The organism is Bradyrhizobium sp. 22 (genome assembly GCF_000482425.1).
In the GTDB taxonomy this organism is placed as follows: Bacteria; Pseudomonadota; Alphaproteobacteria; order Rhizobiales; family Xanthobacteraceae; genus Bradyrhizobium; species Bradyrhizobium japonicum_B.
Window position 1 is genome coordinate 3,293,132 of record NZ_KI519399.1, and the last position, 26,717, is coordinate 3,319,848.

The window sequence follows — 26,717 nt, forward strand, 5'->3', positions numbered from 1 at the left end:
GGCGATGACAGCGGTGGAGGTGGCTGGCGCTGATGGCAAACAATCCCTCCGCGGAAGACGCCCTGATCGCGCGCTATTTCAAGCCGCTGGCGACCGACCCCGGGGCGTTCGGGCTGGTCGATGACGCCGCGGTGCTGTCGGCGTCCGGCGACGACATCGTCGTCACCACCGACGCCGTCGTCGAGGGCGTGCACTATCTTGCCAGCGATCCCCCTGACACCATCGCGCGCAAGGCGTTGCGGGTGAACCTGTCCGATCTCGCCGCCAAGGGCGCGGTGCCGGCCGGCTTCGTGCTGACGCTGGCGCTGCGCAGCAAGGAGGATGCCTGGCTGCGGCCGTTTGCGGACGCGCTGGGCGAAGACGCACGAGAATTCGCTTGTCCGCTGCTCGGCGGCGACACGGTCTCGACGCCGGGCCCGCAGATGATCTCGATCACGGCCTTCGGCCGCGTGCCGCAGGGGCGGATGGTCGGCCGCACCGGCGCGCGGCCGGGCGATCGCATCCTGGTGACGGGCACGATCGGCGATGCGGCGCTCGGCCTCGACGTGCTCAAGGGCGGCGCTGCCGCAACGGCGCTCGCGGGCAGTCCCGCTGCGAAGGACGCCCTGGTCTCGCGTTATCGCGTGCCGCAGCCGCGCAATGTGCTGGCGCGGGCCGTGCGCGATCATGCGACCGCGGCGATGGACGTCTCCGACGGGCTCGCCGGCGATCTGGCCAAGCTCTGCGCGGCGTCCGGGGTCTCGGGCTCGGTCGACGTGGCAAGCGTGCCGCTCTCGGCCGCGGCAGCAAGCCTGGTCGCCCGCAATGTCGTTGGCATCGAGGCCCTGCTCGCAGGGGGCGACGATTACGAGGTGCTGTGCACCGTGCCGCCGGCGCAAGCCGACGCGCTGATGGCCGCGGGGCGGGCGGCGGGCCTTGCCGTCACGGCGATCGGCACCGTCGTCGCGGGGAAGGAGAGGCCGCGCTTCCTGGACGGGCAGGGCCACGAGCTGGCTTTGACGCGGCTGTCCTACAGCCACTTCTAGGAATCGCTCCAAACCGGCATCTTAGTTCTCGGCACTTGGTTCTAAATACCTGCCGAGATCGGCGGTTTCGGCCTTATCCGGCGTTGCACCCTCAATTTGATTTTGGCAAGCTCGCGGCCGACTGAGGCCGCCCCTTTTGGGCAAGGGGCGGCTTTGTTCGAAATCAAGGCGCCGCACCGCACAACGGACAACAAGAGGCGCCGGGGATACATCAAGGATCTGAGGCAAACATCACATGACAGCATTATGGTTGATAGTGCTCTGCGGAGTGCTTTCCGTCGTCTACGCGATTTGGGCGACGTCTTCGGTGTTAAGCGCGGATGCGGGGTCGCCGCGCATGCAGGAGATCGCAGGGGCGGTGCGTGAGGGTGCACAGGCCTATCTGCGGCGCCAGTACACCACGATCGGTATCGTCGGCATCGTCATCTTCGTGCTGCTTGCCTATTTCCTCGGTCTCTATGTCGCGATTGGCTTTGCCATCGGCGCCATCCTTTCTGGAGCGGCCGGCTTCATCGGCATGAACGTCTCGGTCCGCGCCAATGTGCGCACCGCCCAGGCCGCGACGACGTCGCTCGCCGGCGGCCTCGAGCTCGCCTTCAAGGCGGGCGCGATCACCGGCCTTCTGGTTGCGGGTCTCGCACTGCTGGGAGTAACGCTTTATTTCGCCTTCCTGGTCCATTCGCTGAAGCTCGCGCCTGACAGCCGCGTCGTCGTCGACGCCCTGGTGGCGCTCGGCTTCGGCGCCTCGCTGATCTCGATCTTCGCCCGTCTCGGCGGCGGCATCTTCACCAAGGGTGCGGACGTCGGCGGCGATCTCGTCGGCAAGGTCGAGGCCGGCATTCCCGAGGACGATCCGCGCAATCCCGCGACCATCGCCGACAACGTCGGCGACAATGTCGGCGACTGCGCCGGCATGGCCGCCGACCTGTTCGAGACCTATGCGGTGACCGCGGTCGCCACCATGGTCCTGGCGGCGATCTTCTTCGCCAAGACGCCGATCCTCGCCAGCATGATGACGCTGCCGCTCGCGATCGGCGGCGTCTGCATCATCACCTCGATCATCGGCACCTTCTTCGTCAAGCTCGGGCCGAGCCAGTCGATCATGGGTGCGCTCTACAAGGGCCTGATCGCAACCGGCGTGCTGTCGCTGATCGGCATCGCGCTGGTGATCTACTACCTGATCGGCTTCGGCAAGCTCGAGGGCGTCAGCTACACCGGCATGGCGCTGTTCGAGTGCGGCGTGGTCGGCCTCGTCGTCACCGCGCTGATCATCTGGATCACCGAGTACTACACCGGCACCGACTACCGTCCGGTAAAGTCGATCGCCCAGGCCTCGGTGACCGGCCACGGCACCAACGTGATCCAGGGCCTCGCCATCTCCATGGAAGCGACCGCGCTGCCTGCGATCGTCATCATCGCCGGCATCCTGGTGACCTACAGCCTCGCCGGGCTGTTCGGCATCGCGATCGCGACCGCCACCATGCTGGCGCTGGCCGGCATGATCGTCGCCCTCGACGCCTTCGGCCCCGTCACCGACAATGCCGGCGGCATTGCCGAGATGGCGGGACTGCCGAAGGAGGTGCGCAAGTCGACCGACGCGCTCGATGCGGTCGGCAACACCACCAAGGCGGTGACCAAAGGCTACGCAATCGGCTCGGCCGGTCTCGGTGCTCTCGTGCTGTTCGCGGCCTACAACGAGGACCTCAAGTTCTTCGTCGCCGGCTCCGCACAGCATCCCTACTTCGCCGGCGTCAATCCGGACTTCTCGCTCAACAACCCCTACGTCGTGGTGGGTCTGCTATTCGGCGGCCTGTTGCCGTATCTGTTCGGCGCGATGGGCATGACGGCGGTCGGACGTGCCGCCAGCGCGATCGTCGAGGAGGTGCGGCGTCAGTTCCGCGAGAAGCCGGGCATCATGCAGGGCACCGACAAGCCTGACTATGGCAAGGCGGTCGACCTGCTGACGAAGGCGGCGATCAAGGAGATGATCATCCCCTCGCTGCTGCCGGTGCTGTCGCCGATCGTCGTCTACTTCGTGATCTATTTCATCGCGGGTGGTGGCGCGGTCGGCAAGTCGGCGGCGTTCTCCGCGGTCGGCGCCATGCTGCTCGGCGTGATCGTGACGGGTCTGTTCGTCGCGATCTCCATGACCTCGGGCGGCGGTGCCTGGGACAACGCCAAGAAGTACATCGAGGACGGTCATTTCGGCGGCAAGGGCTCGGATGCCCACAAGTCGGCGGTAACAGGCGACACCGTCGGCGATCCCTACAAGGACACGGCGGGTCCTGCGGTGAACCCGATGATCAAGATCACCAACATCGTGGCCTTGCTGCTGCTGGCGATCCTGGCGCACTGAGGGACGATAAGGTGAAAGAAGAAACCCCGCGGCGCGAGCCGCGGGGTTTTTGTTTCGGGTTGTCATTCCGGGATGGTCCGAAGGACCAGACCCGGAATCTCGAGATTCCGGGTTCGATGCTGCGCATCACACCCCGGAATGACGCTGCGCGTCACTGCACGTCCATCTGCAGCCCTTCCTTCTGGATGATGCCGGCGAACTTCTTGGTCTCGGCGTCCACGAAGGCGGCGAATTGCTGCGGCGTGCCGTAGTCGGCGCGGGCGCCCATGGCGGCGATCTGCTTCTTGACGTCGTCGCGCTCGAGCATCGCCTTGATCTGGAGATTGAGCGCGTTCAGCACCTCCGGCGAGACGCCCTTGGGCAGGAAGACGCAGAACCAGGAGGACACGTCGAAGTTCGCCAGCTCCGGCGCGCTCTCGCGCATGGTCGGCAGGTTCGGCGCGAGCTCGCTGCGCTCGGTCGTGGTGACGCAGAGGCCGTTGAGCGTGCCGTTCTGCACCTGCGGCAGGCTCGGATAGAGATTGTCGAACAGGATCTGGATGTCGCCGGCAAGCGCGGCCTGGAGCGCGGGTCCGGCGCCGCGGAACGGGATGTGCGTCATCTTCAGTCCGGTGAGCTGGAGAAACCAGGCGCCGGTGAGGTGAGGGCTCTGGCCGACGCCGGAGGAGGCGTAGCTGAGCTTGTCCGGATTGGCCTTGAGATAGGCGATCAGCTCGGGGATCGACTTGATGCCGGTCTTCGGATGCGCCGACACGATGTTCGGAATCCGGATCATGTTGGAGACCGGCTGAAGCTGGTCCGGCTTGTAGGAGAGATTCTTGAAGATGCTGTAGGCGATCGCGTTCGGGCCCGGATTGCCGACCAGGATGGTGTGGCCGTCAGGCTTGGCGCGGACCACCTCGGCCGTGCCGATGGTGCCGCCGCCGCCGGAGCGGTTTTCCACGACGGCCGACTGGCCCCACGCGTTTTGCAGATGCGCCGCCAGAAGCCGGCCCATCACGTCGGTCGAGCCGCCGGCTGCGGCCGGCACGACCAGACGCACGGTTTCGGTCGGCTTCCAGTCCGCAAGGCTCGATCGCGGCAGGATCGCTGCGGCCGAGAGGCCGGCAGCAGCGGTAAGCACGCGACGTCGGGAAAAAGTCTTAGGCACGAATCTACTCCCTGCTTCTTTCTTTGCAGGGAGCCTAGGAAACCGCAGATGCGACGGCAAGCCGCGCGCGAGAGCAAGTGCCGCACGAAGGGCGGCACGACGCCGCAGGCGAGGGCCCATTTACCTTGCGGCGGAATTGGAAGGCGCTCCAGGCACTTGTCTTGCAACTCTGCAGCGTTCTCTCGAGGCGAGCCGGTCCCGGCGTCGCTCGAAAACGCGTTCGCGACTCAGTTGAAGCTGAGCAGCTTGAACAGCGGCGTGAGGTAGCTCATCTCCTGACCCGACGTCGGCGTGGTGCGGCTGATGAAGTCGAAGATCTTGCCGTCCTGCAGGCCGTAATTCGCCAGCCGCCGCACGCGCCGGTTCTTGTCGAAATAGACCGCGATCACGCGCTGGTCGACCACCTTCTGGTTCATGAAAGCGACCACGCGCTCGGAGCGCTGCGAGATGTAGTAGAAGACTTCGCCGTCGAGCGTGGCGACGGTGGAGGGCGTGCCCATCACGATCAACACCTGATCCTGGCTCGCGCCGATCGGGATCTGCTCCAGCGCGCCGGGCGGCAGGATGTACCCCTTCTGGAACTGCTCGCCGGTGCAGCCCGCCAGCGCAGCGCCGACCAGGGTGGCGGCGGCGAGCATGCGCAAGGCGCGCCAGCGTGCATGGAGGCCGCGCCGCGTGTTCGCGCGCAGGCTGGTCTGGTTCGTTGTCGTCATAGCGGAACTGATTCCGTCCCCTTGCGTCGCGCGAGGCGCTGAAGTACCGGGCTGGGCGTCTGAATGCAACTCGCGCGCGCCCGCTTGCGGAAACCACAATGCTTTGGCCGTTCAATCACTTCAGGAAACCCCGGCGAACCCCGCCGGACACCATTGAAGCCATCTATGGCATGATCGTGACGCAGGCGCGAGAACCCATATTTTACCGCGACTTGGCCGTGCCCGATACGGTTAATGGGCGTTTCGACCTGTTGCTGCTGCACCTGTGGCTGCTGCTGCGACGCCTGCGCACGGCTAAAGGCGCCAGCGCGTTGTCGCAGGCGCTGTTCGACCGCTTCTGCGAGGATATGGACGACAATCTGCGCGAGATGGGGGTGGGCGACCAGACCGTGCCGAAGCGGATGCGGGCCTTCGGCGAGGCCTTTTACGGCCGCGTCCAGGCCTATGACCAGGCCATCGAGGCCGGCGGCAAGGCCCTGGCGGAGGCGATCTGCAAGAATATCTTGAACGGGACCGGCTTGGACCAGGCGGAGCGGCTCGCGGCCTATGCCCGCGCCAGTGAGGCCGCTCTCGGCCGGGCCGACGAGGCTGCGCTGCTGCAGGCCTCCTTCCGGTTTCCTCCAGCTCTTGCCGAGGACGTCACGCCATGAGCCGACCAGCGACCGGATCCCAGCCCGATCCTTGGCAGGCACCCGTCATCGTTGCCCAGATCCCCGACACCGGCCTGCACCGCAAGCTCGAGGCCTCGGCCGGCGAGCGGCAGGCCATCGCCGAGGTTGGCGGCGTGCGGGAGGTCCTGTCCGCCAGCGCCGATTTCGACGTGGTGCCCAGGAGCGGCGGCCGGGTTCAGGTGACCGGCACCGTCCGGGCCAGGGTCGGGCAAACCTGCGTGGTCACGCTGGACCCGATCGAGAGCGAGATCGAGGAGGAGGTGGACCTGATGTTCGCCCCCGAGGCCGAGGCGCGGCGCCTCGCCGACCTGATCGAGGAGGGCCAGGACGACGCGGCGGCGCCTGAAGTGGCCGATCCGCCGGAGGCGATCGTGGGTGGCATCATCGACCTCGGCCGGGTCGCCACCGACGCCCTGTTCCTCGCCATCGATCCCTATCCGCGCAAGCAGGGGGCCGTGTTCGAGCCTGACGTCACGGCCCCCGATCCGGAGGACCATCCGTTTGCCGCGTTGAAGGCGCTCCAGGACAAGAAGAAAGGCCGATAGCCGGGCCCTTCCGCGTCGGATCGCCTTGCGAAGGCACGCGAGGCCTTTGCCTGGATGGTTTCAAAGCATCCTTTATCCAGCTGATTTCAATGGATTTTTTTGCAAGTTACGGGCTTTCCCGGCCGGATCGCCCGGAAAGCAAAAGGCTGGGGGCAAGAGGTTGTTTCGGGGTAACAAAACGCTATTGTCGCGCCCCGGTCGGGGCGCGGCGTGGCGCCTGACCGGTCGCCACGTCCGTGGCGAACCCATTCCGCGGCCCCGCTCGTTCAGGACCGCACCAGATCAGGTTTTCCAGGACTTTTATGCCAAGCAAGGTTCGCATTGCGCTTGACGCCATGGGGGGCGATGGCGGCGCCGCCGTGGTCATTCCGGGCGCGGCCATCTCGCTTGGCAGGCATCGCGACACCGAATTCCTGCTGGTCGGAGACCGCGCCAGGATCGAGCCCGAGCTCGACCGGCACCCCGAGCTCAAGGCCGCCTCCAGGATCATCCACACCGACGTGGCCGTCAGCGGTTCGGACAAGCCGAGCCAGGCGCTGCGACGCGGCCGCAAGACGTCCTCGATGTGGCTTGCCATCGACGCCGTGAAGAAGGGCGAGGCCGATGTCGCGGTCTCCGCCGGCAATACCGGCGCGCTGATGGCGATGTCGCGCTTCCACCTGCGCACGCTGAAGGGGATCGATCGCCCGGCGATTACGGGCATCTGGCCGACCAGGCGTGGCGAGTCCGCCGTGCTCGACCTCGGCGCCACCATCGGCGGCGATGCGCACCATCTGGTCGCGCTGGCCCTGATGGGCGCCGCGATGGCGAGCGTGCTATTCGACAAGAAGCGGCCCACGGTGGGGCTGCTCAATATCGGGACCGAGGAGATCAAGGGGCACGAGGAGATCCGCGAGGCCGGGGAGATCCTGCGGGCCAGAAACCTGCCGGAGCTCGACTATATCGGCTTCGTCGAGGGCGACGGCATCGGCAAGGGGCTGGCCGACGTCATCGTCACCGAAGGCTTCAGCGGCAACATCGCGCTCAAGGCCGCCGAGGGAACCGCCAGGCAGATGGCCGAATTACTCCGCGACGAGATGAAGCGGAGCTGGATGTCCAAGCTCGGCTATCTCTTTGCCCGCAGCGCCTTCCAGGCCCTGCGCGACAAGATGGACCCGAACAAGTCCAATGGTGGCGTGTTCCTGGGTCTGAACGGTTTGGTTGTCAAAAGCCATGGCGGAACCAGCGCCGAAGGCTTTGCCTATGCGATCGATGTTGGCTATGAGATGGCTCACTACGATCTCCTGAACAAGATCAATCAGATGCTCAACCGCGAGGGTGGTGCACTCAATTCGGTGCAGGCCGCGCAGGAGGTTGTTTCGTGACTCAAATTCGTTCGGTCGTGCTCGGCTGCGGCTCCTACCTGCCGGAGCAGGTGGTGACCAACGCCCAATTGGCGGCGCGCATCGACACCTCCGACGAGTGGATCGTGCAGCGCACCGGCATTCGCGAGCGGCACATCGCGGCCGAGGGCGAGTTCACCTCGCATCTGGCGATCAAGGCGGCGCAGGCCGCGCTCAGCGATGCCGGCATGGATGCGCAGTCGATCGATCTCATCGTGCTGGCGACCTCGACGCCGGACAACACCTTTCCCGCCACTGCCGTCGCCGTGCAGAACGCGCTCGGCATCAACCACGGCGCGGCCTTCGACCTCCAGGCGGTCTGCTCGGGCTTCGTGTTCGCGCTCGCCACCGCCGACAATTTCCTGCGCACCGGCGCCTTCAAGCGTGCGCTGGTGATCGGCGCCGAGACCTTCTCGCGCATCCTCGACTGGAACGACCGCGGCACCTGCGTGCTGTTCGGGGACGGTGCCGGCGCGGTCGTGCTGGAGGCGCAGGAGCAGCCGGGCAATGCCGCCACCGACCGCGGCGTCGTGACCACGCATCTGCGCTCCGACGGCCGCCACAAGGCCAAGCTGTTCGTCGACGGCGGGCCGTCCTCGACCCAGACCGTCGGCCATCTGCGCATGGAGGGCCGCGAGGTCTTCAAGCACGCGGTCGGCATGATCACCGACGTCATCGTCGATGCCTTCCAGGCGACCGGGCTCAATGCCGACAGCATCGACTGGTTCGTGCCGCACCAGGCCAACAAGCGAATCATCGACGCCTCCGCCCACAAGCTCCATATCGCGCCGGAGAAGGTGGTGCTGACGGTGGACCGTCACGGCAACACCTCGGCCGCCTCGATCCCGCTGGCGCTCTCGGTGGCGCGCAAGGACGGCCGCATCAAGAAGGGCGACATGGTGCTGCTGGAAGCCATGGGCGGCGGCTTCACCTGGGGCTCCGCGCTGGTGCGCTGGTAGAGCCACACTCGATAAAATTTTGCCGGAATCAGCCGCGATTATCGATGCGCCTGCATTGATGAGCGCTGTTGACCGCCGTATCGTAAGCTCATAATTTCAGACAACAATTGTTCGCCGTGAGGTGGGGCAGGGCGATGACCGATCAAAGTAAAACCGTAACGCGAGTCGATCTGTGCGAAGCCGTCTACCAGAAGGTGGGCCTGTCGCGCACGGAATCGTCCGCCTTCGTGGAACTGGTGCTGAAGGAGATCACCGACTGCCTGGAGAAGGGCGAGACGGTGAAATTGTCCTCGTTCGGGTCGTTCATGGTGCGCAAGAAGGGCCAGCGCATCGGCCGCAATCCGAAGACCGGCACCGAGGTGCCGATCTCGCCGCGCCGGGTCATGGTGTTCAAGCCGTCGGCGATCCTGAAGCAGCGGATCAACGGCCAGCACCGCGCCAACGGCGACGCCACCAGCAAGGCTCAGCAAGAGGCGTAACCGCCTTTTCGGAAAGGACTGGCATTTGGACAAGGCGCCGGATGCGTTCCGAACCATCAGCGAAGTCGCGCAGGAGCTCGACATCCCGCAGCACGTGCTGCGGTTCTGGGAGACCCGCTTCTCGCAGATCAAGCCGATGAAGCGCAGCGGCGGCCGCCGCTACTACCGCCCCGACGACGTCGACCTGCTCAAGGGCATCCGCCGCCTGCTCTACGGCGAGGGCTACACCATCCGCGGCGTGCAGCGAATCCTGAAGGAGCACGGCGTCAAATCGGTGCAGGGCCTCGCCGACAGCGCCGCCGCGGTCTCGTTCGGAGCCATCGAGGACGCCATCGGCGCCAGCCTGATGGAGCCCGAGGACGAGGAGGCGCCGATCAAGGGCGTCACCGACACCGACGACGACGATTACCAGGGCGACGAAGAGGAAGGCATCGACTTCCGCTTCACCGAGGTCGACGACGAGGAGATCCTCACCACCTTCCGCAAGGGCGGCACCCCCGCCGCGCCCACTGGTCCCAGCGCGCTGGACCGGGAGCGCCTCGGCCGCGCGCTCGCCGACCTCGTCGCTGCCAGGGAAATGCTGGATCAGGCGCTGAAGGACGGGTAGGGGCGGTTTCGGACCGCTTGCGGTTCCGAGCCTGTGAGACCCGGCCGGCAAAATGCTGCGGCCTCGCCTTGCGCATCGCGCCGATCCTAGCTAATGGAACGACGTTCGGAGCGTGGCGCAGCCCGGTTAGCGCACTAGTCTGGGAGACTAGGGGTCGGAGGTTCAAATCCTCTCGCTCCGACCATTTTTCTCAAAGCATCGGTTGGGTGATTGGACCGGGACGTAGGGCTCGCTCCGGCGGTGACCCATGTGCGACGATCGGCGGCGGTGGCTGCTTGGGTGGTCGGTAAACAAAAAATTCCGAAGACGGTTTTGCAGCGCCCTGCTTGGCGGGTAGCTGAGGATTATTCATGGATAAATGGGGATGATCGTCGCACTACATTCTTTGCGTCTGTTTGCATCGCGAGATTCCAAACGGGCTATCGACAGTTGGCTCCTTCGATGGCTTCTGAATTGCCTCACAGCAGTTTAACGGTGACCTTAGCCTTGCCTCCGTTGTTCGGGTAAAACGTGTCGCTGAGCCATGGCAGGCCGATCACCGCATCGTTGACGTAGAGAAAAAGCTCACCGCTGCGTGCAGCCTTGAACGTTGCTTTGTACATCTGCGGTGTCGTGTTCGGGAGCGGGATGGGATCAAGGAAATACTCGTCTACCCCGGTCTCACCGACACGTGCGATAATGCGGTACCAGGGTCTGAACAGGATGCGGCGGAGGAAAATGGCGCTGCGAAACTTCCAACGGTTGGCAAGTTCGACGGTGGAGGTCCGGAAACCAAAGGGTGTGGTCGGCCGCTCTGCGTCGGTCCAGGGCTCGGTGACAGTGATCCTGATCTCATACGAGCGACCGGAAAAGACCTTCAGGCCTGTCGGCGCACAGATCGATGAGGTCGCAAAGTCCGCGCCATCCTGCTCTATGCCCTTATTGACCGGGACGAGCTTTGCCTCCGAAGTGCCTTTGCAAAATGCCCCCATCGAATCCGCGACGTTGAACAGGAAATGGCTCGCGATCGTCGCGCCGACCCAGACCATCACCACCACCAAAACAAAAGGCAGGACGTGCCGCTTCCCGGTGCGGATGACAAACTGATAGGCCGGGAGGGTCCTCAATGCGTAAATGGCGTCGTGCATCAGGCCAGAGAGCGGCACCGGCGCTGCCCGGTCCCGCCAGAGCAGGCGCATCCGGTCTTTGATTTTGGCGCTAAGGCTGCTGCCGAGAACCATAAGGATGACTACGGCGGCGATGCCGCCGGCGAACCATTCGGGGTTGGCGGCGTACCAGTCCGTCCACCAGTGAAATGATTTAGGCAGGAACGACTCGATGAACCGCACGAGTTCGGAGACCATCCGGATGGGCGACTCGAACTCATGTTCCTTGATGCGCTCGTGGAACAGCCAGAACGCCGCAAGATGCAGCGTGGCGGCCAGGGTCGCGAAATACGCCAGCCGACGCATCCAGACAAAATTCCAGAGCTTTTCCTGTGCCGCAAAACGGGCGGTCGCGCCCGCTGGCGTCTCGAATGTCGTCGGTCCGAGCGGCGTGAGCTTGCCGTTGCGGGAAACCACCAGATATTCCGGCGGCAAGCCGATCGGAGCATAGGCATTGCAGCCGCTGTCGATACGGTCGAACACACTTTCGTGGATCTTCGGCAACTTGACGCTGACGCCGACATGCGGGTCATTGCACAGGTCTGAGACCTTCCGTGGGCCATAGCGGTAATAGGAGCCGAGGCCGGAACGCGAGTCGTAGAGGCGGCCGTCCTTGTCCTGCGCTGAATCGATCAGTTTGATCGAGTCGGGGTCTGCGAAGGGGGCCTCCTTGAAAACGAGACCGCGCTTGATGGACTCGTCGACAAGCCAGGACAGCGGGACGAACGATACGGCATCGTCGGGATAACCTCCGCCCACGTTGGCGTGCATACCAACGAACCAGACCTGGACCAGGCGCTCGTCGTCAATGGTGGTGGGGACACTTGGCTTGGATTCGCCTTCCTCGGTCCAGAGCACGGGATGGAAGGTCGTCCGCTCATCGTCGAGCGCAAGCGCGTGCCTTGCGCATCTGACGCGTTGGCTCAGGATCCGGTTCGGAAGCTCAAGGGGCCAGATCCAGTTGCTGACGCCGCGCGTCATCTCGTCCATGGGCAGGCCGTAGGCCGCAACGGTGTCCCACACGCCGATGAACTCTATGGATGCGATGTCCTTGCGGACAATCTTTGCGTAGGGCTTGTTGCCCCGCAGGAAGTCGAACACCGGCACCAGGACGTAGTCGCGCAAGGCGCGGAAGAGCACCTCGATCTGCAGGATCGAGTGGTAGCCCTTGGCCCGGTAGGCCCTGTAAGCCTTGACCGCGCCGTTGTGCAGCTCTGCTTCGGTATCCGCCACAACCAGGCCCTGCTGGAGGATGAGCGCGCCGAGGACGCGCACGGTGAACGCGCCGCGGCTGAAGCCGAAGAGGTAGATCTTCGAGCGGTTCTGGTGATCGTAGTTGCGGCAGATGAACTTGTAGGCGTCGAGGATGTTGCGCTTGAGGCCGTATCCGAATGCGCCACCCAGCACGGCGAGCGGCACGAAGGACGAGGTACCCACGCCGTCGTCGTATTTCGCGGCCTGGCTGTTGCCTTGCAGGTCAAGCGCCTGGAACATCCGCCAGACGTTCGTGCGCCAGACGCTTGAGGCGGCATTACCGGTGCCATCAGATAGGATAATAATCTTGGGGCTGGCCATAGAGCGCCGTCCCGGAAAAATGATCGATGAATACGGTGAGCGTAACAGGTGCCGATAGAATTTCAACTTTTGATTGTCGCTGTTCAAATCTAGAATGTTAGACAATGGTCTGGGGCTAACGCCTCTCAAGATCACCTCGGCCCTGCCTCAGCACCGCGTTGTGCGCGACCGATTCGATCGCGCTGACGCAGATGAAAGTCGCGACGCGTCGAGGTCCATCTTTCGCATCTCGCTGCGGGGGGTCGAAATAGGTGCGCACCAGCGTGTGGACCTCGCCGTTGTAGGCTCGACCTCCGCGAGCTGACCGGAGCGGGGATCTGCTCGGCGAGCACGCGGCGAAGATTCGGGTCGATGTAGAGCCGCGATCGCGACCGTGACGGCAGGCGGCGGTTGTCAAACGTCCGTCAAGGCTGCTGCTGCGTATCCATCCCGCGCGCGACCTGCGCCGCCCTTCCGGCGCCGCGCAGCACAAGAGGTTCGAAGGCGCCGGTGACTTCCGGCGCTCTCTGTCCATCCACCAGACTCTCATGTGGAGATTTCTCCACGCGCTTGGACCAGGATCTGTAATAGGCAACCGCCGTCATGATCGCGATTCCTGCAGCTCCGACGAGCAGTTGAGCCGGGACGCCGTTCCCTGCCAATTGCAAGATGAAGTACCCGATGAAGGCCAGGAGAATGCCAACGCAAAACACTTCGAGGGAGTGCTGGCCGCACTTCACCAGGGGGTGCCAGATGGCGGCTCGTAGCCCGGGCGCATCGATCGGTATGAACCGGGCACCAAGGATGATCAGCACCATCAAATGAAGATAGCGGTAGGGCGCCAGATTGGTCTTGTCGTTGGGATTGAAAAGCTCGAACACGGCCGGCGCAAACAAGGCCCGCAGCTGAGGCTGGTGACCAGCCAGCGTCATGAGCGCCGCAAAGATCAAATAGGCAATCGCAACAACCAGCACGATCCTGGACCGCAGCAGGAAATGCAGGCGCCCCGCACCCGTCAACGCGAGCCATGCGCCCGTCACAAACAGAAGCTGCCACGCCAGCGGATTGAAGTACCAGCCTCCCGACGGATAGGACGGCAGGTTCCAATGGAATTGCCGCGCAGCCAGATACAGCAGCACCGACCCGATCATGGCGGCGTCGGGAAATCTCAACATCAACCAGAGGATCGGAGGAAACAGGCCCATCAAGACGACGTAGAGCGGCAGCACGTCCAGGTTCAGAGGCTTGTATCTCAGCAGAAGCCCCTGCGTCAGCATCTCGATCGGCGCGCTGGTGACCGGTCCGGCGTTGAACAGATCGATCAGATCAGGCGCGTTGAACCTCTCCGACAGGAAATGGACGAAAGCCAGGTAGATCACGAATAGCAGGATATGCGCCGTGTAGATTTGCCAGACGCGCCTGAACAGCCTGCTGGCTCCGAACACAAAGCCCCGTTCCATCTTTCGCGTATAGACGAGCGCCGAGGTGTAGCCGGAGATGAACACGAACAGGTCGGCCCCGTCGCTGAATCCATAGTTTCGGAACGAACACCACGCCAGCACCGTGCCGGGGACATGGCCGAGAAACATAGCCCAGTTGGCGAGGCCGCGAAACAGGTCGAGACGCAAATCACGTTGATGCGGTGGCAGCGCAAGCGCGGGCTTCATTCTGCTTTCCATCGTGTCACGATTCACGATCGATGTCCGCGATCCAGCACTGAGAAGCCGCCGAGACGCTCACGCTGGATGGCAGGCTGAGAGCCTCGTTTCAAAAGGATCAAACGATGCGGCCAGTACAACAATGTTGGCGCGCTGAGGCCAGCGGGATATTGACCTGGGTCAAGCGACCTGCCGGGAGCCCCCGGCACTATGTACGCTAGCTTAGTCCCGCGCAAAACGCGCGCTGTGCCATCGGGCCAGGCGAGGTGGGCGTTTCCTCGATCCGTCGTGTTCGGATCAGTAGTTTTGCGGGGCCGTCAGGCGTGGCCCTTGATCTCGTAGTGGCCCGGCACGCATTTGTAGCGCTCCAGGCGCCAATTGGCGTGATAGATCGGATGCTCGCCCATCCATTTCGCCAGGGGGGCCTGTGCGCCGACCGCGCACTGCATCATCGAAATCTCGGGCGTCATGTTGCTGTCGGTCACGATTTCTTCGACACAACTGCCTGAGCTGGCTGCGCTCAGCCGGCAGAGCACGGCTACGACGGTCACGAACATTCCTGTCACCTCATCGGTTGTTTCTGACCACCACAAGGGTGCAAGCGGAGTGCCAGAGCCTGTGACACGCAAACAACACGCTGGCCTGGCCGACTCGACCCAGCGTCCGGTGTTCATTTGACGATTCGGATTGTAAAAAATCTGCCCATAAACCGAAGCCGGGCAAATACGGGAACCGGGTGAATACGGCTCCGCGCCAGCCGGCGCGCCTGGCAACGGTGCTCCCCGTGACGACGGAGCAAGCGCCTCGTCCGTCGAGACGACCGCTTTCAGCGGTCTCCTCGAAGGATGTGCGGCGGGCGAGGCGCCCAGATGCAGAGAGCGTCATCACGTGTGCTCCCTTTAATCCGCGCGCCGAAATATGTGATGCTGGAGGTTGCATCGCCGATCCCCTTTCATTTGCCGATGCGGCGCTGCTACATTTTGCGCGCGCCGGCGGGCGGCGCGGCGACGAAGAAACATACCGACAAGGGAGGGGCCGAAAGTCCCATGAAGGATTTTGCTGGAAAGATCGCGGTCATCACCGGCGGCGGCACGGGCATGGGGCGCGAGCTCGCACGGCAACTCGTCGCCGAGGGCTGCAACGTCGCGATGTGCGACGTCTCCGAGGCCGCGATGGCCGAGACCAAGCGGCTGTGCGAGAGCGAGAAGCTGCCGCAGGGCCTGCGCGTCACGACCCATGTCGCGGACGTCGCGATCGAGGATCACCTGAAGCGCTTCCGCGACGAGCTCACCGAGCAGCAGAAGACAGACAGGATCCATCTCTTGTTCAACAATGCCGGCATCGGCGGCGGCGGCAGCCTGTTCACAAACACGCGCGAGCAGTGGGAGCGCACCTTCAACATCTGCTGGGGCGGCGTCTATCTCGGCGTGCGCACCTTCCTGCCGATGCTGGTGGCGGCGGACGAGGCCCACATCGTCAACACCGCGAGCGTCAACGGTTTCTGGGCCTCGATCGGCATGAACCAGGCGCACACCGCCTACAGCTCGGCGAAGTTCGCGGTGAAGGGATTCACCGAAGCGCTGATCAACGATCTGCGCCTGCACGCCCCTCACGTCAAATGCTCGGTGGTGATGCCCGGCCACATCGGCACCTCGATCGTCTCCAACTCGCGCAAGGTGCAGAGCGCCGACGGCTCGGAGCGGCTCAGCGACGACGAGGTCGCGCTGACGCGCAAGCGCATGGTCGCGGCCGGCGTGCCGGATGCCGACAAGATGTCGGACGAGGACGTCCAGGCGGTGTTCGCCGAGCGCGCCCGCAGCTTCCTGGAGGATGCGCCGACGACGGCGGCACAGGCCGCCAAGATCATTCTCGACGGCGTCAAGGCCGAGCGCTGGCGCATCCTGGTCGGCGAGGACGCCAAGCGCCTGGACGAGCGCGTGCGCGCAACGCCCGAGCAGGCCTATGACCGCGCCTTCTACGAAAGCTTTACGCAGGAGGTCGGCTGGCGGCTCGGTTGAGGGCCTGGGTTGAGAGCCTGGGTTGAGAGCCTTGGTTGAGAGCCTTGGTTGAGAGCCTTGGTTGAGAGCCTTGGTTGAGAGCCTGGGTGAGAGTCTTGGCGGACGCGCCGATGTAGGTAGGATAATCATCATGACAAGAGGGGCGCGTGCGATGATGCGTGCCACCTCTTGCCAATGTCCGGCCTTCATGCCGGATTGGAATGACACGCATGCGGCGTGACCATTCGTTCAAGCGATGGTGATCTCCAACGGCGCTCATTCGGTGCGCGGCTGCTTGGTCAGCGAACTGAAATGGTTTAGTAAGTCAGGGATAACGCGATGATAGAGCGTAGCTCCCGATGATGCCCGCATGCCTCTCCGACGACTGGACCCTTTGCCCGGAGCGAGAGGACATCTCCGCTGAGTTCACGCGGCTGCTGACCGCGGCCCAGGAAGGCGGCGCCACCATCGCCGAATGCCTGATGATCGCGCGGCAGCTGAAGCGGGGCGACGACGGCTCCTGGCATCGGGAGTGGAAGAGGCTCGCCCAAGCCAACCGGCACCGCGCCGAGGCCGCCTTCGCGGAAGGCCACATGGCGAGTGCACAGCGTAACTGGCTGCGGGCCATGAACTATTATGGCGCGGCGGCGATGCCGCTGGAGCCGGACGACGAGCGCCGCTGGGTCGCCGTGCTCGCGATGCAGGAATGCGCGCGCCGCTACCTTTCGGCGCGCAGCCCGGCGGGCGAGGTCGTGACCATTCCATGGCTCGAGGGACATGCGCTGCAGGGCTATTTCGTCCCCGCGCCGTCGGGCAGCCTGCGGGCGCCGACCGTGATCTGCATCGGCGAGCCCGGCCACCGCAAGGAAGAATTCCTGTTCAAGCTAGTGCCGCACGCGCGCGAGCGCGGATTCTCGCTGCTGGCGCTGGATCTGTTCGGCGAGCAGCGCGACGATTACATCGAGGCGCTGTTGCGGCGCCGCGATCTCGAGAGCGCCATTCCCTGCGTCATGGACTATCTGGAGGCGCGCAGCGACATCGATTTCGCGCGCGTCGGCATCATTGCCGATGGCTGGGGCTCTTCCTTCGTGGCGCGCGCGGTGCTGCAGGAGCCGCGGCTTGCCGCCGCGGTCTGCGATGGCGGCCTGTGGGACCTGCACGAGCGGGCCTTCTTTGCCAGCCGATTCGCGCTGAGCGACGTCAGCATCGTGCCGGTGCCACATGCGCCGCTAATGGCCTCCAGCGCCGACTGCCCGGTGCTGATCACGCTCGGCGAGGTCGGCTGGCTCAAGGCCGACCGGGCGCGTCAAATCGTCCAGAGCTCCCGGCTCGGCAGCTCGAACGTGGCGTTGAAGGTGTTCACTGCGGCCGAGACCGGCGCGGCGCAGTCCCATGCGGACAATCCGAGCCTCGCCAACGAATACATCTTCGATTGGCTCGAATCGCGGCTCGGCGCCGCCGCCCGGCGGATCTGAGCGCCCGAGGGCTAGAAGTCGAGGGAGATCCGGACGCAGGCCTTCTCGAGGCGATTCTTCAGTGTCGCGAGCTTGCCGGTGAATTCCGTCAGCTCGTCCTCGTCGAACTCCTGGAAGACGAATTCGCGGATCGTCTTGTATTGCTCGTTGAGGCTCGCGATGTGCTTCTGCGTCTTCTCGGCCAGCGACAACCGCACCACGCGGGCATCGGTCGGCGAGGGACGACGGCGCAACAGACCCTTCTTCTCGAGCAGCTTGGACTGGGTGGTGACGAAGGACGGATCGACGTGGAGGAGCTTGGAGACGACGTTGACCGGGATGCCGTCGTCCTTGTCGAGGTCGGAGATGGCCATCAGGATCAGCCATTGCGGGCCGCTGATGCCGAGCGTCTTCGCCCAGAATTGACGCAACTCCTCCAGATACATGTTGATCGACGAGATCTCCCAGGTGAAGCGCCTGATGATATCCAGATTGCCGGTCGAGCGCAGGCGCGCTCCTTCTTTCCTCGTCGCGGACACAGCGTCACTCCCCGTGAACCGATTGTTCAGGCCGGTGTTCGTGGAAGACCATAGTCCACGCAGGCCTGCTCTGACGCAAGTGCAGAGCAGGGTAATTTCGTCACGAAAATTACAAATATGATCAGCTCAGCAGATCGGTCGGCCCGCTTGTGTTGCGCGCGGGGCACACAGTTAGTGAAACCACAAAGCTTACTAGATAAAGTATTTTGAGTAGTTGTTTGACGCAGATATGTTGCTCGTGGCGGTGGGGGGTACTCGATCGTCCCGTTGCAGGCGGTTCGCTCACGTCCCTCGCGTCGAAAGCGAGTGTGTCCGAAAGCGCAAAGTGGCCGGGCGGATTTGGAGAGACGGGGATCTGGGGGGCCTCACGGTCCAGTCTCCGTAAAATGAGCAACTTGGAGGTTTTAAATGAGAATGGTGAAGAGCCTTTTGCTCGGCACTGCGGCGGGACTGATCGCCGTCGGTGGAGCTCAGGCGGCTGATCTGCCCGTGAAGGCCAAGGCGGTCGAATACGTGAGGATCTGCTCGCTCTACGGCGCCGGATTCTACTACATGCCGGGCACCGACACCTGCATCAAGCTGGGTGGTTACATCCGCGCCGATATGATCCTCGGCGGCGGCGGCGCCTATGGCTTCGCGAACAGCTCGGGCAGCGCGAACGGCGGGTCGAACAACCGTCTGACCAACTACTACTACAGCCGCGCTCGTCTGGACTTCAACGTCGATACCCGCACTGCGACCGAATACGGCGTTGTTCGCACCTACGCCGACCTGGTCGTCAGCTACGACACCACGAACGTCACCGGCAGCAGCCCGTCATCGGTTTCGACCAGTGCGGCTTCGCTCGCTCTCTACCACGCGTTCATCCAGTTCGCCGGCTTCACTTTCGGCCGCACCGTCTCGATCTTCGACGCTCCCTGGCAGAGCTATATGGCGGGCGGCCCCGATACCATTCCGGGCGGCTCCAACCACGTCAACGGCGTCAACCAGGTTGCCTACACGGCTGACTTCGGCCAGGGCATCACTGCTTCGTTCGCGCTGCAGGACGAGACGTCGGCGAACAATGGTCAGTCGAACCTCTGGAATGTGTCGTCGGGTACGGCGGCACAGTTCGTGACCGGCGTCTATGGTGCCAACGCCTGGGGCGGCACGCGTTCGCCCGACATCATCGGTCAGGTCCGTGTCGATCAGGCCTGGGGTCTGGCTCAGCTGTCGGTTGCCGCGCATGACATCCATTCCGCCTATTACGGCGCGAATGAAGCCACCGGTCATCCCTCCGACAAGTGGGGCTGGGCCGTGGCGGGTGCCTTGTCGATCAAGAACATCCCGACCGGCGCGGGTGACGCCATCAACCTGCAGGCCGTCTACACCGACGGTGCGACTCGCTACAACTTCCAGAGCCTGTTCCCGCAGAGCTTCTTCATGTTCAGCGGCAGCAGCAACGGCGCGTATCAGAGCACCGGCTTCGCGGGTCTTGCTGACGGCGTGTTCGGAACGGGTACCGGCATCGATACCGTCAAGACCTGGGGCTTCCGTGGTGGCTACACCCACAACTGGAGCCCGAACTGGGCGAGCGGAGTCTACGGTGGCTATGCCCAGCTGAAGTATGGCGATTCGGGCAAGGCCCTGATCTGCACCAACTTCGCTGCGATCGCCGTGGCCGGTTCAACGTGTAATCCGGACTTCAACTTCGCGGTGGTCGGTGCGAACACGGTGTGGACCCCAGTCAAGGGCCTGGCGTTCACGGCCGATGTGAGCTGGTCCCGTCTGGACCAGAAGTACTCGGGCGCAATCAACAGCCCGGGCATTGCCTCGGCTGCGAAGCCGGCGGCCGTGTACGAGCTGAAGGACCAGAACTCGGTGAGCATGCTGCTGCGCGCTCAGCGGAACTTCTGATCATCGATCGCGCCAATCGATCGGAGAACCCCGGCGGGAAACCGCCGGGTTTTTTTCATGGGCAATGGTTTCGGAAAATCGAATGGCCGCTGCGGATCGCGAAGGAGAGCCATGCGATTCAATGACATCAAACTTATTTACTTACTTGAGTTACTAAGCTATATACCTCTCAGCCAAATACGAAAGTTGCGGCTCTTAGCTTGATGCTAAGCCTCCAGAAACCTCCGGCGATGCCCCGCCGGAGGTTTTTTGTTGTCGCGATGGGCGCAATGTCAGCTGCGTATCGCGCGGGCGCGCACAGGCGGCCGGTAGGCGAGGCGGCTGTGGCCGGCGCAATAAGGCTGGCCGTCGGGCGCGGAATTGCCGCAGAAGCAGAAATCCTCGGCGCCCGGCGTCGAGATCGGCCAGCGGCAGCGATTCTCGGCCAGCTCCAGCAGCGAACAACGATTGGCCTCGTCGATCGGCCCGGTGGCGACGGGAGCGTCGGTGTCGCCATAGATCGTGGCGAGCATCTGATATTGCAGGCGCGGCACGGCCTTCGTCCGCGCCGCGCCTCTGTCCTGAACCTTGCGCTCATCGCCGGTGCGGCCGCGCGTCAGGTTGAGGCGGGACAGCTTGCCGATCACGGCATTGCGGCTGACGCCGATATCGGCGGCGATCTCGCGGCAGGAGAGGCCGGCCTCGAAGTGCCGCTTCAGAAGCTCGATGCGTTCGTCGGTCCAAGTGGGTGAGAGAACAGGCATTTGTAAACGGTCCCAGGTTGCAGGTGCCGGCCGCCCGCCGCGAGATCCGTCCGCCTCATGCCCCGAGCGCGCTCAGGTCCTGCCATTGTCGCGGATCGACAGAAGTCCGTCCTTGATGGCGAGACGGATGCCTTCCTCGATCAAGGTACGAGCGACGCCGGGAACACTGGTGCCGTGGGTGCCCTGTCTCACCAGCTTCTCCAGGTAGGTGATGGTCGAGAGCGCCAGGGTTACGGGAATGCGGTCAGTCTCGGCTTTTTCGGTGGCCATGGCCCGAACGCTAGCCTCTTACTCGGGTACATAAAAGTAACGATTAAGACTCTATTTAGGTTCGGGGGTGGAAGTCAAATACAGGCTTTGCTTGACGCCCAGCATATTGGAATCGCTCCGGAAATTGCTCATGACGCAGCGCGCCGCGCGGCAGGCCGGGCGGCGTCGGGCTTCAACAGGTCGAGGAAGGGCTGCTTGGCTAGCCGTGCACGATGGCCTTTTCGATCATGCAATGGATGCCCTTGGCGCCGTTGACGGTCTGGGTCACCCTGAGGTCGGCGGCGAGGCTGCACAGCGTGTAGGCATCCTCGCGCGACAGGTTTCGCCTCTCGCCGAGCAGCGCGATCATGTCCCGCAGCGCGCGCACCACGCATTGGTCGAGGTCGGGGTCCATCGCCATGGTCATGTAGTGGGTCGCCGTCTCGGCGCGCGGATAGTCGAACCTGAGATCCTTGCGCAGCGTCAGGCGGAAGCGGCCCTGCAGCGCGGTCTCGATCGCGGTGACGCACACCTCGCCGTCGCCCTGCACGCCGTGGCCGTCGCCGCAGGAGAACATCGCGCCGGGCACGAACACCGGCAGATAGAGCGTCGCGCCCGCACCTAGCTCCTTGTTGTCGAGATTGCCGCCCATGGCGCGCGGGATCAGCGAGGAGATGCGTCCCCAGGCTGGCGGCGGCGATACGCCCATCACGCCGAAGAACGGCTTGAGCGGCAGGTCGAGGCCCCACGGCATGCGGCCGGTCATCCTGGTTCGGTCGAGCGGGATGTTCAGGATTCGCGTCTCGTGGAAATCGTCGGGCAGGGTGCCGGCCAGCGGCTTGATCATGTTCCAGCCCCAATCCTGCCGAAGCTGAACGTCGAGGATCTCGACCGCGAGCACGTCGCCGGGCTCGGCGCTTTCGACCGCGATCGGGCCGGTGAGAATGTGGCCGGGCAGCATGCGCTCGTTGCTGGCATGGACCTCGAACATTTCGGGTGGAATGTGAAACTTGTCGCGGTCGGGCAGCATGTCCGGACCGCCGCTGATGGTGTCGACCGTCACTTCGTCGCCGCTTCTGATGGTGAGAACGGGCTTCAGCGCGGCTTCGAAGAAGCCCCAATGGCAGGTCTTGGGGCTCGAATGCAGGTGGTGATGGGTCATTTGCCGCGTCCGCTCGCTGTGATCAGGCCGGGCTTGACCCGGCGATCGATCCTCTTTCAAGAAGCTGTCTGAAGATCGCCGGGCAGGTCAAGCCCCGCGCAGACCGGCCAGCTCATTCCCGCGAGGCTCCCCTGTTTTTCGTTCTGTCCAAGACAATCGGTACCGCGCTGCTGCCGATCAACCTTCTGGTCGAGCTCGGCATCGTCTCGCTGGTGCTGATGGCGACACGCTATGCCGCGCTCGGCCGCAGGCTGGCCGTAACCACGCTGGTGCTGCTGGCGCTGGCGGCGTTCTCGCCGCTCGGCAATCTCCTGATCTATCCGCTGGAATCGCGCTTTCCGGCGTGGGACGGCTCGCGCGGGGCGCCCGACGGCGTCATCGTGCTCGGCGGCTCGGTCGACACCGATCTGTCGGCGGCGCATCGCACGCCCGTCGTCGCGCACGCCGCCGATCGTCTGTTCGCGCCGGCCGAGCTCGCGCGCCGCTATCCGAAGGCGCGCATCGTGTTTACCGGAGGCAGCGCGAATCTCGTCTCCAAGGATGCCAGGGAAGCTGACTATTCCGCGCCGATCCTGGAGAACCTGGGCATCGCGAAAGAGCGTCTGATCCTCGAGCGCAATTCGCGGAACACCTGGGAGAACGCGGTCTTCACCAAGCAGCTGGTGACGCCGAAGCCGGGCGAGCGCTGGCTGCTGGTGACGTCGGCCTTCCACATGCCGCGTTCGGTCGGAATCTTCCGCAAGGCCGGGTTTGACGTCGAGGCCTATCCGGTCGACTGGCGGATGGGCGGACGTGACGATCTGTTCTCCTTCACCAACATGGCAGCGGACGGGCTGCGACGGACCGAGGTGGCCGTCCGTGAGTGGATCGGCCTCGTCGCCTACCGCCTGATGGGCAGGACCGGCGAGTTGCTTCCGGGACCTGCGAAGGACTAGAACGAGACCGCACAACAAGAACACGCGGCGCGCGATCGCTGCGGCCGGAGGAAGCCATGCAACAGCACAGTGCAGACCGCATCGATCTTGCCGGCCTCGTCGCCGACCTCAACAGCCTGCTGCGGCTGAAGACCAATGTGATCGGCATGAAGCTGTTCGCAACGGTCGCAGAAATGGAGACGATCCCGAAAATCCGGCGGCCGAACGCGATCCACACCACTGATCAGATCGTCAGCATGGCGGCGCGGCTGGGCTGGACCGTCGGCATCACCGCCGACGATCTCGTCGGTGCCCAGTGCCGCGCGGTGATCGGGCTTAGCCCGCAGGATGACAAATGGCTCGCCGGCGAAAACTATGTCGGGGTCTGGCACGGCACGGCAGAGGACGCGCGCAAACGCCAGGAGGCGCTGGACGTGGTTCCGTTCGGACAATATCAGGCGCTCGCCGTCAGTCCGCTCGCGAGCGGCCGGCTCGACCCGCCCGACATCTGCCTCGTCTACGCGACGCCCGGGCAAATGATCATCCTGATCAACGGGCTGCAATATATCGGCTACAAGAAGTTCGAATGGGGCGTGGTCGGCGAGACCGCCTGCGCCGATTCCTGGGGGCGGGCGCTCAAGACCGGGGAGCCCAGCCTGTCCTTGCCATGCTATGCCGAACGGCGCTATGGCGGCGTGCCGGACGAGGAGATGCTGATGGCCTTGAAGCCCGCGCATCTCGCCAAGGCGATCGAGGGCATGAAGGCGCTGGCGAAGAACGGCCTGCGCTATCCGATCCCGCCCTATGGCATACAAAGCGACGTCCGCGCCGGCATGGGCGTGAGTTACGCGAAAAAGTAAGGGACGAGCATGAGCTCTGCGAAATTCGACATCGTCATCTACGGTGCGACCGGTTTCACCGGCCAGCTCGTCGCCGAATATCTGGCGGCGCATTACAAGGACGACAAGTCCCTGGCATGGGCGATGGCCGGCCGCAGCCTCGACAAGCTGAAATCGGTGCGCGATGCCATCGGCGCGCCCGCCGATACGCCGCTGATCGTGGCGGATGCGTCGGACGCGGCGTCGCTGAAGGCGATGGTGGCGCAGACGAAGTCGGTGATCACGACGGTCGGGCCGTATCAGTTCTATGGCGAGGACCTGCTGGCGGCCTGCGTCGCTGCGGGTGTGGATTATTTCGATCTCTGCGGCGAGCCGGTCTGGATGCGGCAGATGATCGACAAGTACGAGGCGGCGGCCAAGGCGAGCGGTGCGCGCATCGTGTTCTCCTGCGGCTATGACTCCGTGCCGTTCGAACTCGGCACCTTCTTCGTGCAGGAAGAAGCCAGGCGCGTGTTCGGCGCGCCGGCTGCGCGCGTGAAGGGCCGCGTGCGCGACATGCGCGGCACGCTGTCGGGCGGCACAGCGGCAAGTGCGAAAGCGACCTTCGATGCCGTCGCCAAGGATCTCAGCCTCGTCGCCATCCTCAACGATCATTTTGCGCTGACGCCGGGGTTCGTCGGCCCGAAGCAGCCCAAGGGCAACAGGGCAGCTTACGAGGAGGATCTGCAATCCTGGACGGCGCCGTTCATGATGGCGCTGATCAACACCCGTAACGTCCATCGTTCCAACATGCTGATGGGCTTTCCCTACGGCAAGGACTTCGTCTACGACGAGATGGTCCTGACCGGTCCCGGCGAGAAGGGCGAGGCCAACGCCAAGCGCGTGATGGCAGCCAATGCCGAGAAGACCGGTCCGAACGCGCCGAAGCCGGGCGAGGGGCCGTCGAAGGAAGAGCGCGAGAACGGTCTGTTCAATCTGCTCTACGTCGCGATCGCGCCGGACGGACGCCAGGTCCGCGCCGGCGTCACCGGCGACCGCGATCCCGGCTACGGCTCGACCTCCAAGATGATCTCCGAATGCGCGATCTGCCTGCTGCGCGATGCGACCGATGTTGCGGGCGGCTTCTGGACGCCGGGCGCAGCGATGCAGCACAAGCTGATCAAGCGGCTGCAGGACAATGCGGGGCTGACGTTCAGGGTGGAGAAGTAGGCGCAGTCGCGCGCCACACCTGCGTTGTCATCGCCCGGCTTTGACCGGGCGATCCAGTATTCCAGAGACCGGCGTTGGAGAGCTCACTCTTGCCACATCCGCCGCGACGTACTGGACCCCGGTCAAGCCGAGGCATGACAGCGTCAGTTGCCGCTACACCGTCCGCGCGTCATACGCGTACATGAACTCCATGCTCTTCGAGCCCAGCGGCAGCAGCCATTTCAGCATCTGATTTCTGACCCACGCGCCGGTGGCACTGAACTCGCGCTTGTTGTTGCCGTTGCGGCGAGCGATGGCGACGATCTTTTCCGTGCGCGGGCGGCGCTCGACTTCGAAGGCCTGGAAGATGGCGCCGAGCTCCTGACCCTCCTTCATCAGGCGGGCGAGCCGCATCGCATCTTCCAGCGCCAGCGAGGCGCCCTGGCCGGCATGCGGGCTGGTCGCGTGCGCGGCGTCCCCGATCAGCAGCGAGCGCTTGCGTGACCAGGCCGGCAAGGTCGCGACGTCGAGCGTGTCGGTGACCACGATGTTCTCGGCGGCCTCGATGATCGCGGGGATCGGATCGTGCCAGCTGCGATGGAATTCGCGCAGGTGCTGCTTCAACGTCGCGCGGTCGAGGGCGCGAAACATTGCCGCGTCCATGCCGCGCGCGGGCTGGGTGCTCCACCACATCACGCCATCGTTCGGATCCGGACTGCAATAGCCGTAGCCGAAGAAGCCGCTCTGGCCGAAGGTGGTCTCGACGTGGCGGCCGATCGACCGGCCGTTGAGGACAGCGTGCGGCACGAAGCCGCCAAAGCCGATCAGTCCGGTGTCGAACGGCTGCGGCCCATCGGGCACGACCTGGCGACGCGTGACGGAATGGACGCCGTCGGCGCCGATCAGGAAGTCACCTTCGGCGGTGGTGCCGTCGGCAAAGTAGGCGATGATCGGCTGGTCGCCGCGATCCTCGATCTTGATCAGGCGCTTCTCGAAATAGAGCGAGACGCAAGCGCACCAGGCCTTGTCGATCAGGATCTCGTTCAGCGTCGCACGGGAAATGTTGACGGCCGGCTGGCCGAAGCGCCGCGCCATGTCGCGGTTGATCGAGCCGAGCTTCTGGCCGCCTTGAGAATAGAAGTCGAAGGCCTCGGCGACCGAGCCGCGGCTGGTCAGCTCGTTCGCCAACCCGATCTCGTCCATCACCTGCATGCCGTTCGGCGCGATCTGAAGGCCGCCGCCGACGCCCTTCGAATAGGGCCAAGCCTCGTAGATCGCGGATTCGATGCCGGCGCGCCGCAGCAGGATCGCGGCCACGGGCCCGGCGATGCCGGCGCCGATGATCAGCGCCTTGCGGGGACGATAGGACATGGCTTGCTCCCGACGTTTCCGTGGTGCTAGGAGAAATTACGGCCGCTAAATCTCTTAGCAGCTAAGATATATATCGACTAAGATATGAGGCCGACCTTGTCAAGGACGAAGGCGCGCGCGG

General features: G+C 64.2%; 24 protein-coding genes and 1 tRNA gene. 15 read left to right on the forward strand and 10 right to left on the reverse strand.

Going from position 1 to position 26,717, the window contains the following annotated elements; all coding sequences use genetic code 11:
- Positions 1-32 precede the first annotated feature (32 nt).
- Both thiL and K410_RS0116900 read left to right on the forward strand, forming a co-directional pair.
- The gene (thiL, locus tag K410_RS0116895; RefSeq protein WP_028135995.1) at positions 33-1,025 is read left to right on the forward strand and encodes a thiamine-phosphate kinase; all 993 of its coding nucleotides are present in this window, start codon (positions 33-35) and stop codon (positions 1,023-1,025) included.
- A 235-nt stretch (positions 1,026-1,260) separates the two neighbouring features.
- Complete coding sequence (locus K410_RS0116900) at positions 1,261-3,381, forward strand: sodium-translocating pyrophosphatase (protein WP_028135996.1); 2,121 nt, start codon at positions 1,261-1,263, stop codon at positions 3,379-3,381.
- Between the two features lie 151 nt (positions 3,382-3,532).
- Here the strand turns inward: K410_RS0116900 and K410_RS0116905 are convergent, their stop codons facing one another.
- Together K410_RS0116905 and K410_RS0116910 are read right to left on the reverse strand one after the other, a co-directional pair.
- Positions 3,533-4,531: a Bug family tripartite tricarboxylate transporter substrate binding protein gene (locus K410_RS0116905; protein WP_028135997.1), complete on the reverse strand. Its 999-nt coding sequence runs from the start codon at positions 4,529-4,531 to the stop codon at positions 3,533-3,535.
- Positions 4,532-4,758: 227 nt separating this feature from the next.
- Positions 4,759-5,244 (reverse strand): outer membrane protein assembly factor BamE, encoded by a 486-nt coding sequence (locus tag K410_RS0116910; RefSeq protein WP_028135998.1) that lies wholly within the window; start codon positions 5,242-5,244, stop codon positions 4,759-4,761.
- A 98-nt stretch (positions 5,245-5,342) separates the two neighbouring features.
- Between K410_RS0116910 and K410_RS0116915 the strand changes: the two genes are divergently transcribed.
- The 7 genes from K410_RS0116915 to K410_RS0116945 all read left to right on the forward strand — a co-directional run bounded on the left by K410_RS0116915 (position 5,343) and on the right by K410_RS0116945 (position 10,071).
- Complete coding sequence (locus K410_RS0116915; RefSeq protein ID WP_028135999.1) at positions 5,343-5,894, forward strand: ubiquinol-cytochrome C chaperone family protein; 552 nt, start codon at positions 5,343-5,345, stop codon at positions 5,892-5,894.
- Entirely contained in the window at positions 5,891-6,460 is a 570-nt protein-coding gene (locus K410_RS0116920) for a YceD family protein (protein ID WP_028136000.1), read from the forward strand. Before K410_RS0116915 ends, K410_RS0116920 begins: the two co-directional genes overlap by 4 nt.
- A gap of 302 nt (positions 6,461-6,762) precedes the next feature.
- Positions 6,763-7,824, forward strand: a complete 1,062-nt coding sequence (gene plsX, locus K410_RS0116925; RefSeq protein WP_028136001.1) for a phosphate acyltransferase PlsX — start codon at positions 6,763-6,765, stop codon at positions 7,822-7,824.
- Positions 7,821-8,801: a beta-ketoacyl-ACP synthase III gene (locus K410_RS0116930; protein ID WP_028136002.1), complete on the forward strand. Its 981-nt coding sequence runs from the start codon at positions 7,821-7,823 to the stop codon at positions 8,799-8,801. The genes plsX and K410_RS0116930 overlap by 4 nt, the downstream gene beginning before the upstream one ends.
- A gap of 134 nt (positions 8,802-8,935) precedes the next feature.
- Positions 8,936-9,280, forward strand: a complete 345-nt coding sequence (locus tag K410_RS0116935; protein WP_028136003.1) for an integration host factor subunit alpha — start codon at positions 8,936-8,938, stop codon at positions 9,278-9,280.
- A gap of 25 nt (positions 9,281-9,305) precedes the next feature.
- A complete protein-coding gene (locus K410_RS0116940) occupies positions 9,306-9,887 on the forward strand; it encodes a MerR family transcriptional regulator (protein WP_028136004.1) in 582 nt (193 codons plus the stop codon).
- Positions 9,888-9,993: 106 nt separating this feature from the next.
- A tRNA-Pro gene (locus tag K410_RS0116945) sits at positions 9,994-10,071 on the forward strand.
- Between the two features lie 274 nt (positions 10,072-10,345).
- Here K410_RS0116945 and K410_RS0116950 read toward each other — a convergent pair.
- The 3 genes from K410_RS0116950 to K410_RS0116965 form a co-directional block, all read right to left on the reverse strand.
- Positions 10,346-12,607, reverse strand: a complete 2,262-nt coding sequence (locus K410_RS0116950; RefSeq protein ID WP_028136005.1) for a T6SS phospholipase effector Tle1-like catalytic domain-containing protein — start codon at positions 12,605-12,607, stop codon at positions 10,346-10,348.
- A 404-nt stretch (positions 12,608-13,011) separates the two neighbouring features.
- On the reverse strand, positions 13,012-14,253 hold the full coding sequence (locus K410_RS36875; RefSeq protein ID WP_063831422.1) for an OpgC domain-containing protein: 1,242 nt from the start codon (positions 14,251-14,253) through the stop codon (positions 13,012-13,014).
- Between the two features lie 308 nt (positions 14,254-14,561).
- Positions 14,562-14,801, reverse strand: coding sequence for a hypothetical protein (locus tag K410_RS0116965; RefSeq protein WP_015685698.1), 240 nt, complete (start codon positions 14,799-14,801; stop codon positions 14,562-14,564).
- 489 nt (positions 14,802-15,290) lie between these two features.
- Here K410_RS0116965 and K410_RS0116970 point away from each other — a divergent pair, with 489 nt between their 5' ends.
- The gene (locus tag K410_RS0116970) at positions 15,291-16,262 is read left to right on the forward strand and encodes an SDR family NAD(P)-dependent oxidoreductase (RefSeq protein ID WP_028136007.1); all 972 of its coding nucleotides are present in this window, start codon (positions 15,291-15,293) and stop codon (positions 16,260-16,262) included.
- 338 nt (positions 16,263-16,600) lie between these two features.
- Positions 16,601-17,716, forward strand: a complete 1,116-nt coding sequence (locus K410_RS0116975; protein ID WP_028136008.1) for an alpha/beta hydrolase family protein — start codon at positions 16,601-16,603, stop codon at positions 17,714-17,716.
- Between the two features lie 11 nt (positions 17,717-17,727).
- Here the strand turns inward: K410_RS0116975 and K410_RS0116980 are convergent, their stop codons facing one another.
- Positions 17,728-18,234: a MarR family winged helix-turn-helix transcriptional regulator gene (locus K410_RS0116980; protein WP_028136009.1), complete on the reverse strand. Its 507-nt coding sequence runs from the start codon at positions 18,232-18,234 to the stop codon at positions 17,728-17,730.
- 408 nt (positions 18,235-18,642) lie between these two features.
- On the opposite strand from K410_RS0116980, the gene K410_RS0116985 reads away from it, so the two are divergent.
- Positions 18,643-20,130, forward strand: coding sequence for a porin (locus K410_RS0116985; protein ID WP_028136010.1), 1,488 nt, complete (start codon positions 18,643-18,645; stop codon positions 20,128-20,130).
- Positions 20,131-20,402: 272 nt separating this feature from the next.
- On the opposite strand, the gene K410_RS0116990 is transcribed toward K410_RS0116985, so the two are convergent.
- From K410_RS0116990 to K410_RS0117000, 3 genes are all read right to left on the reverse strand, one after another.
- Positions 20,403-20,873, reverse strand: coding sequence for a GcrA family cell cycle regulator (locus K410_RS0116990; protein WP_028136011.1), 471 nt, complete (start codon positions 20,871-20,873; stop codon positions 20,403-20,405).
- Positions 20,874-20,945: 72 nt separating this feature from the next.
- Positions 20,946-21,143, reverse strand: a complete 198-nt coding sequence (locus tag K410_RS0116995) for a hypothetical protein (protein WP_007603456.1) — start codon at positions 21,141-21,143, stop codon at positions 20,946-20,948.
- A 199-nt stretch (positions 21,144-21,342) separates the two neighbouring features.
- Positions 21,343-22,284, reverse strand: coding sequence for an acetamidase/formamidase family protein (locus K410_RS0117000; RefSeq protein ID WP_028136012.1), 942 nt, complete (start codon positions 22,282-22,284; stop codon positions 21,343-21,345).
- Between the two features lie 167 nt (positions 22,285-22,451).
- On the opposite strand from K410_RS0117000, the gene K410_RS0117005 reads away from it, so the two are divergent.
- From K410_RS0117005 to K410_RS0117015, 3 genes are read left to right on the forward strand one after another with little or no spacing between them, the layout of a single operon-like run.
- Positions 22,452-23,219 (forward strand): YdcF family protein, encoded by a 768-nt coding sequence (locus tag K410_RS0117005; protein ID WP_049820066.1) that lies wholly within the window; start codon positions 22,452-22,454, stop codon positions 23,217-23,219.
- A gap of 56 nt (positions 23,220-23,275) precedes the next feature.
- On the forward strand, positions 23,276-24,058 hold the full coding sequence (locus K410_RS0117010; RefSeq protein ID WP_028136014.1) for a DUF169 domain-containing protein: 783 nt from the start codon (positions 23,276-23,278) through the stop codon (positions 24,056-24,058).
- A 9-nt stretch (positions 24,059-24,067) separates the two neighbouring features.
- Entirely contained in the window at positions 24,068-25,246 is a 1,179-nt protein-coding gene (locus tag K410_RS0117015; RefSeq protein ID WP_028136015.1) for a saccharopine dehydrogenase family protein, read from the forward strand.
- Positions 25,247-25,399: 153 nt separating this feature from the next.
- Here the strand turns inward: K410_RS0117015 and K410_RS0117020 are convergent, their stop codons facing one another.
- On the reverse strand, positions 25,400-26,596 hold the full coding sequence (locus tag K410_RS0117020) for an FAD-dependent monooxygenase (RefSeq protein WP_028136016.1): 1,197 nt from the start codon (positions 26,594-26,596) through the stop codon (positions 25,400-25,402).
- Between the last annotated feature and the right edge of the window lie 121 nt (positions 26,597-26,717).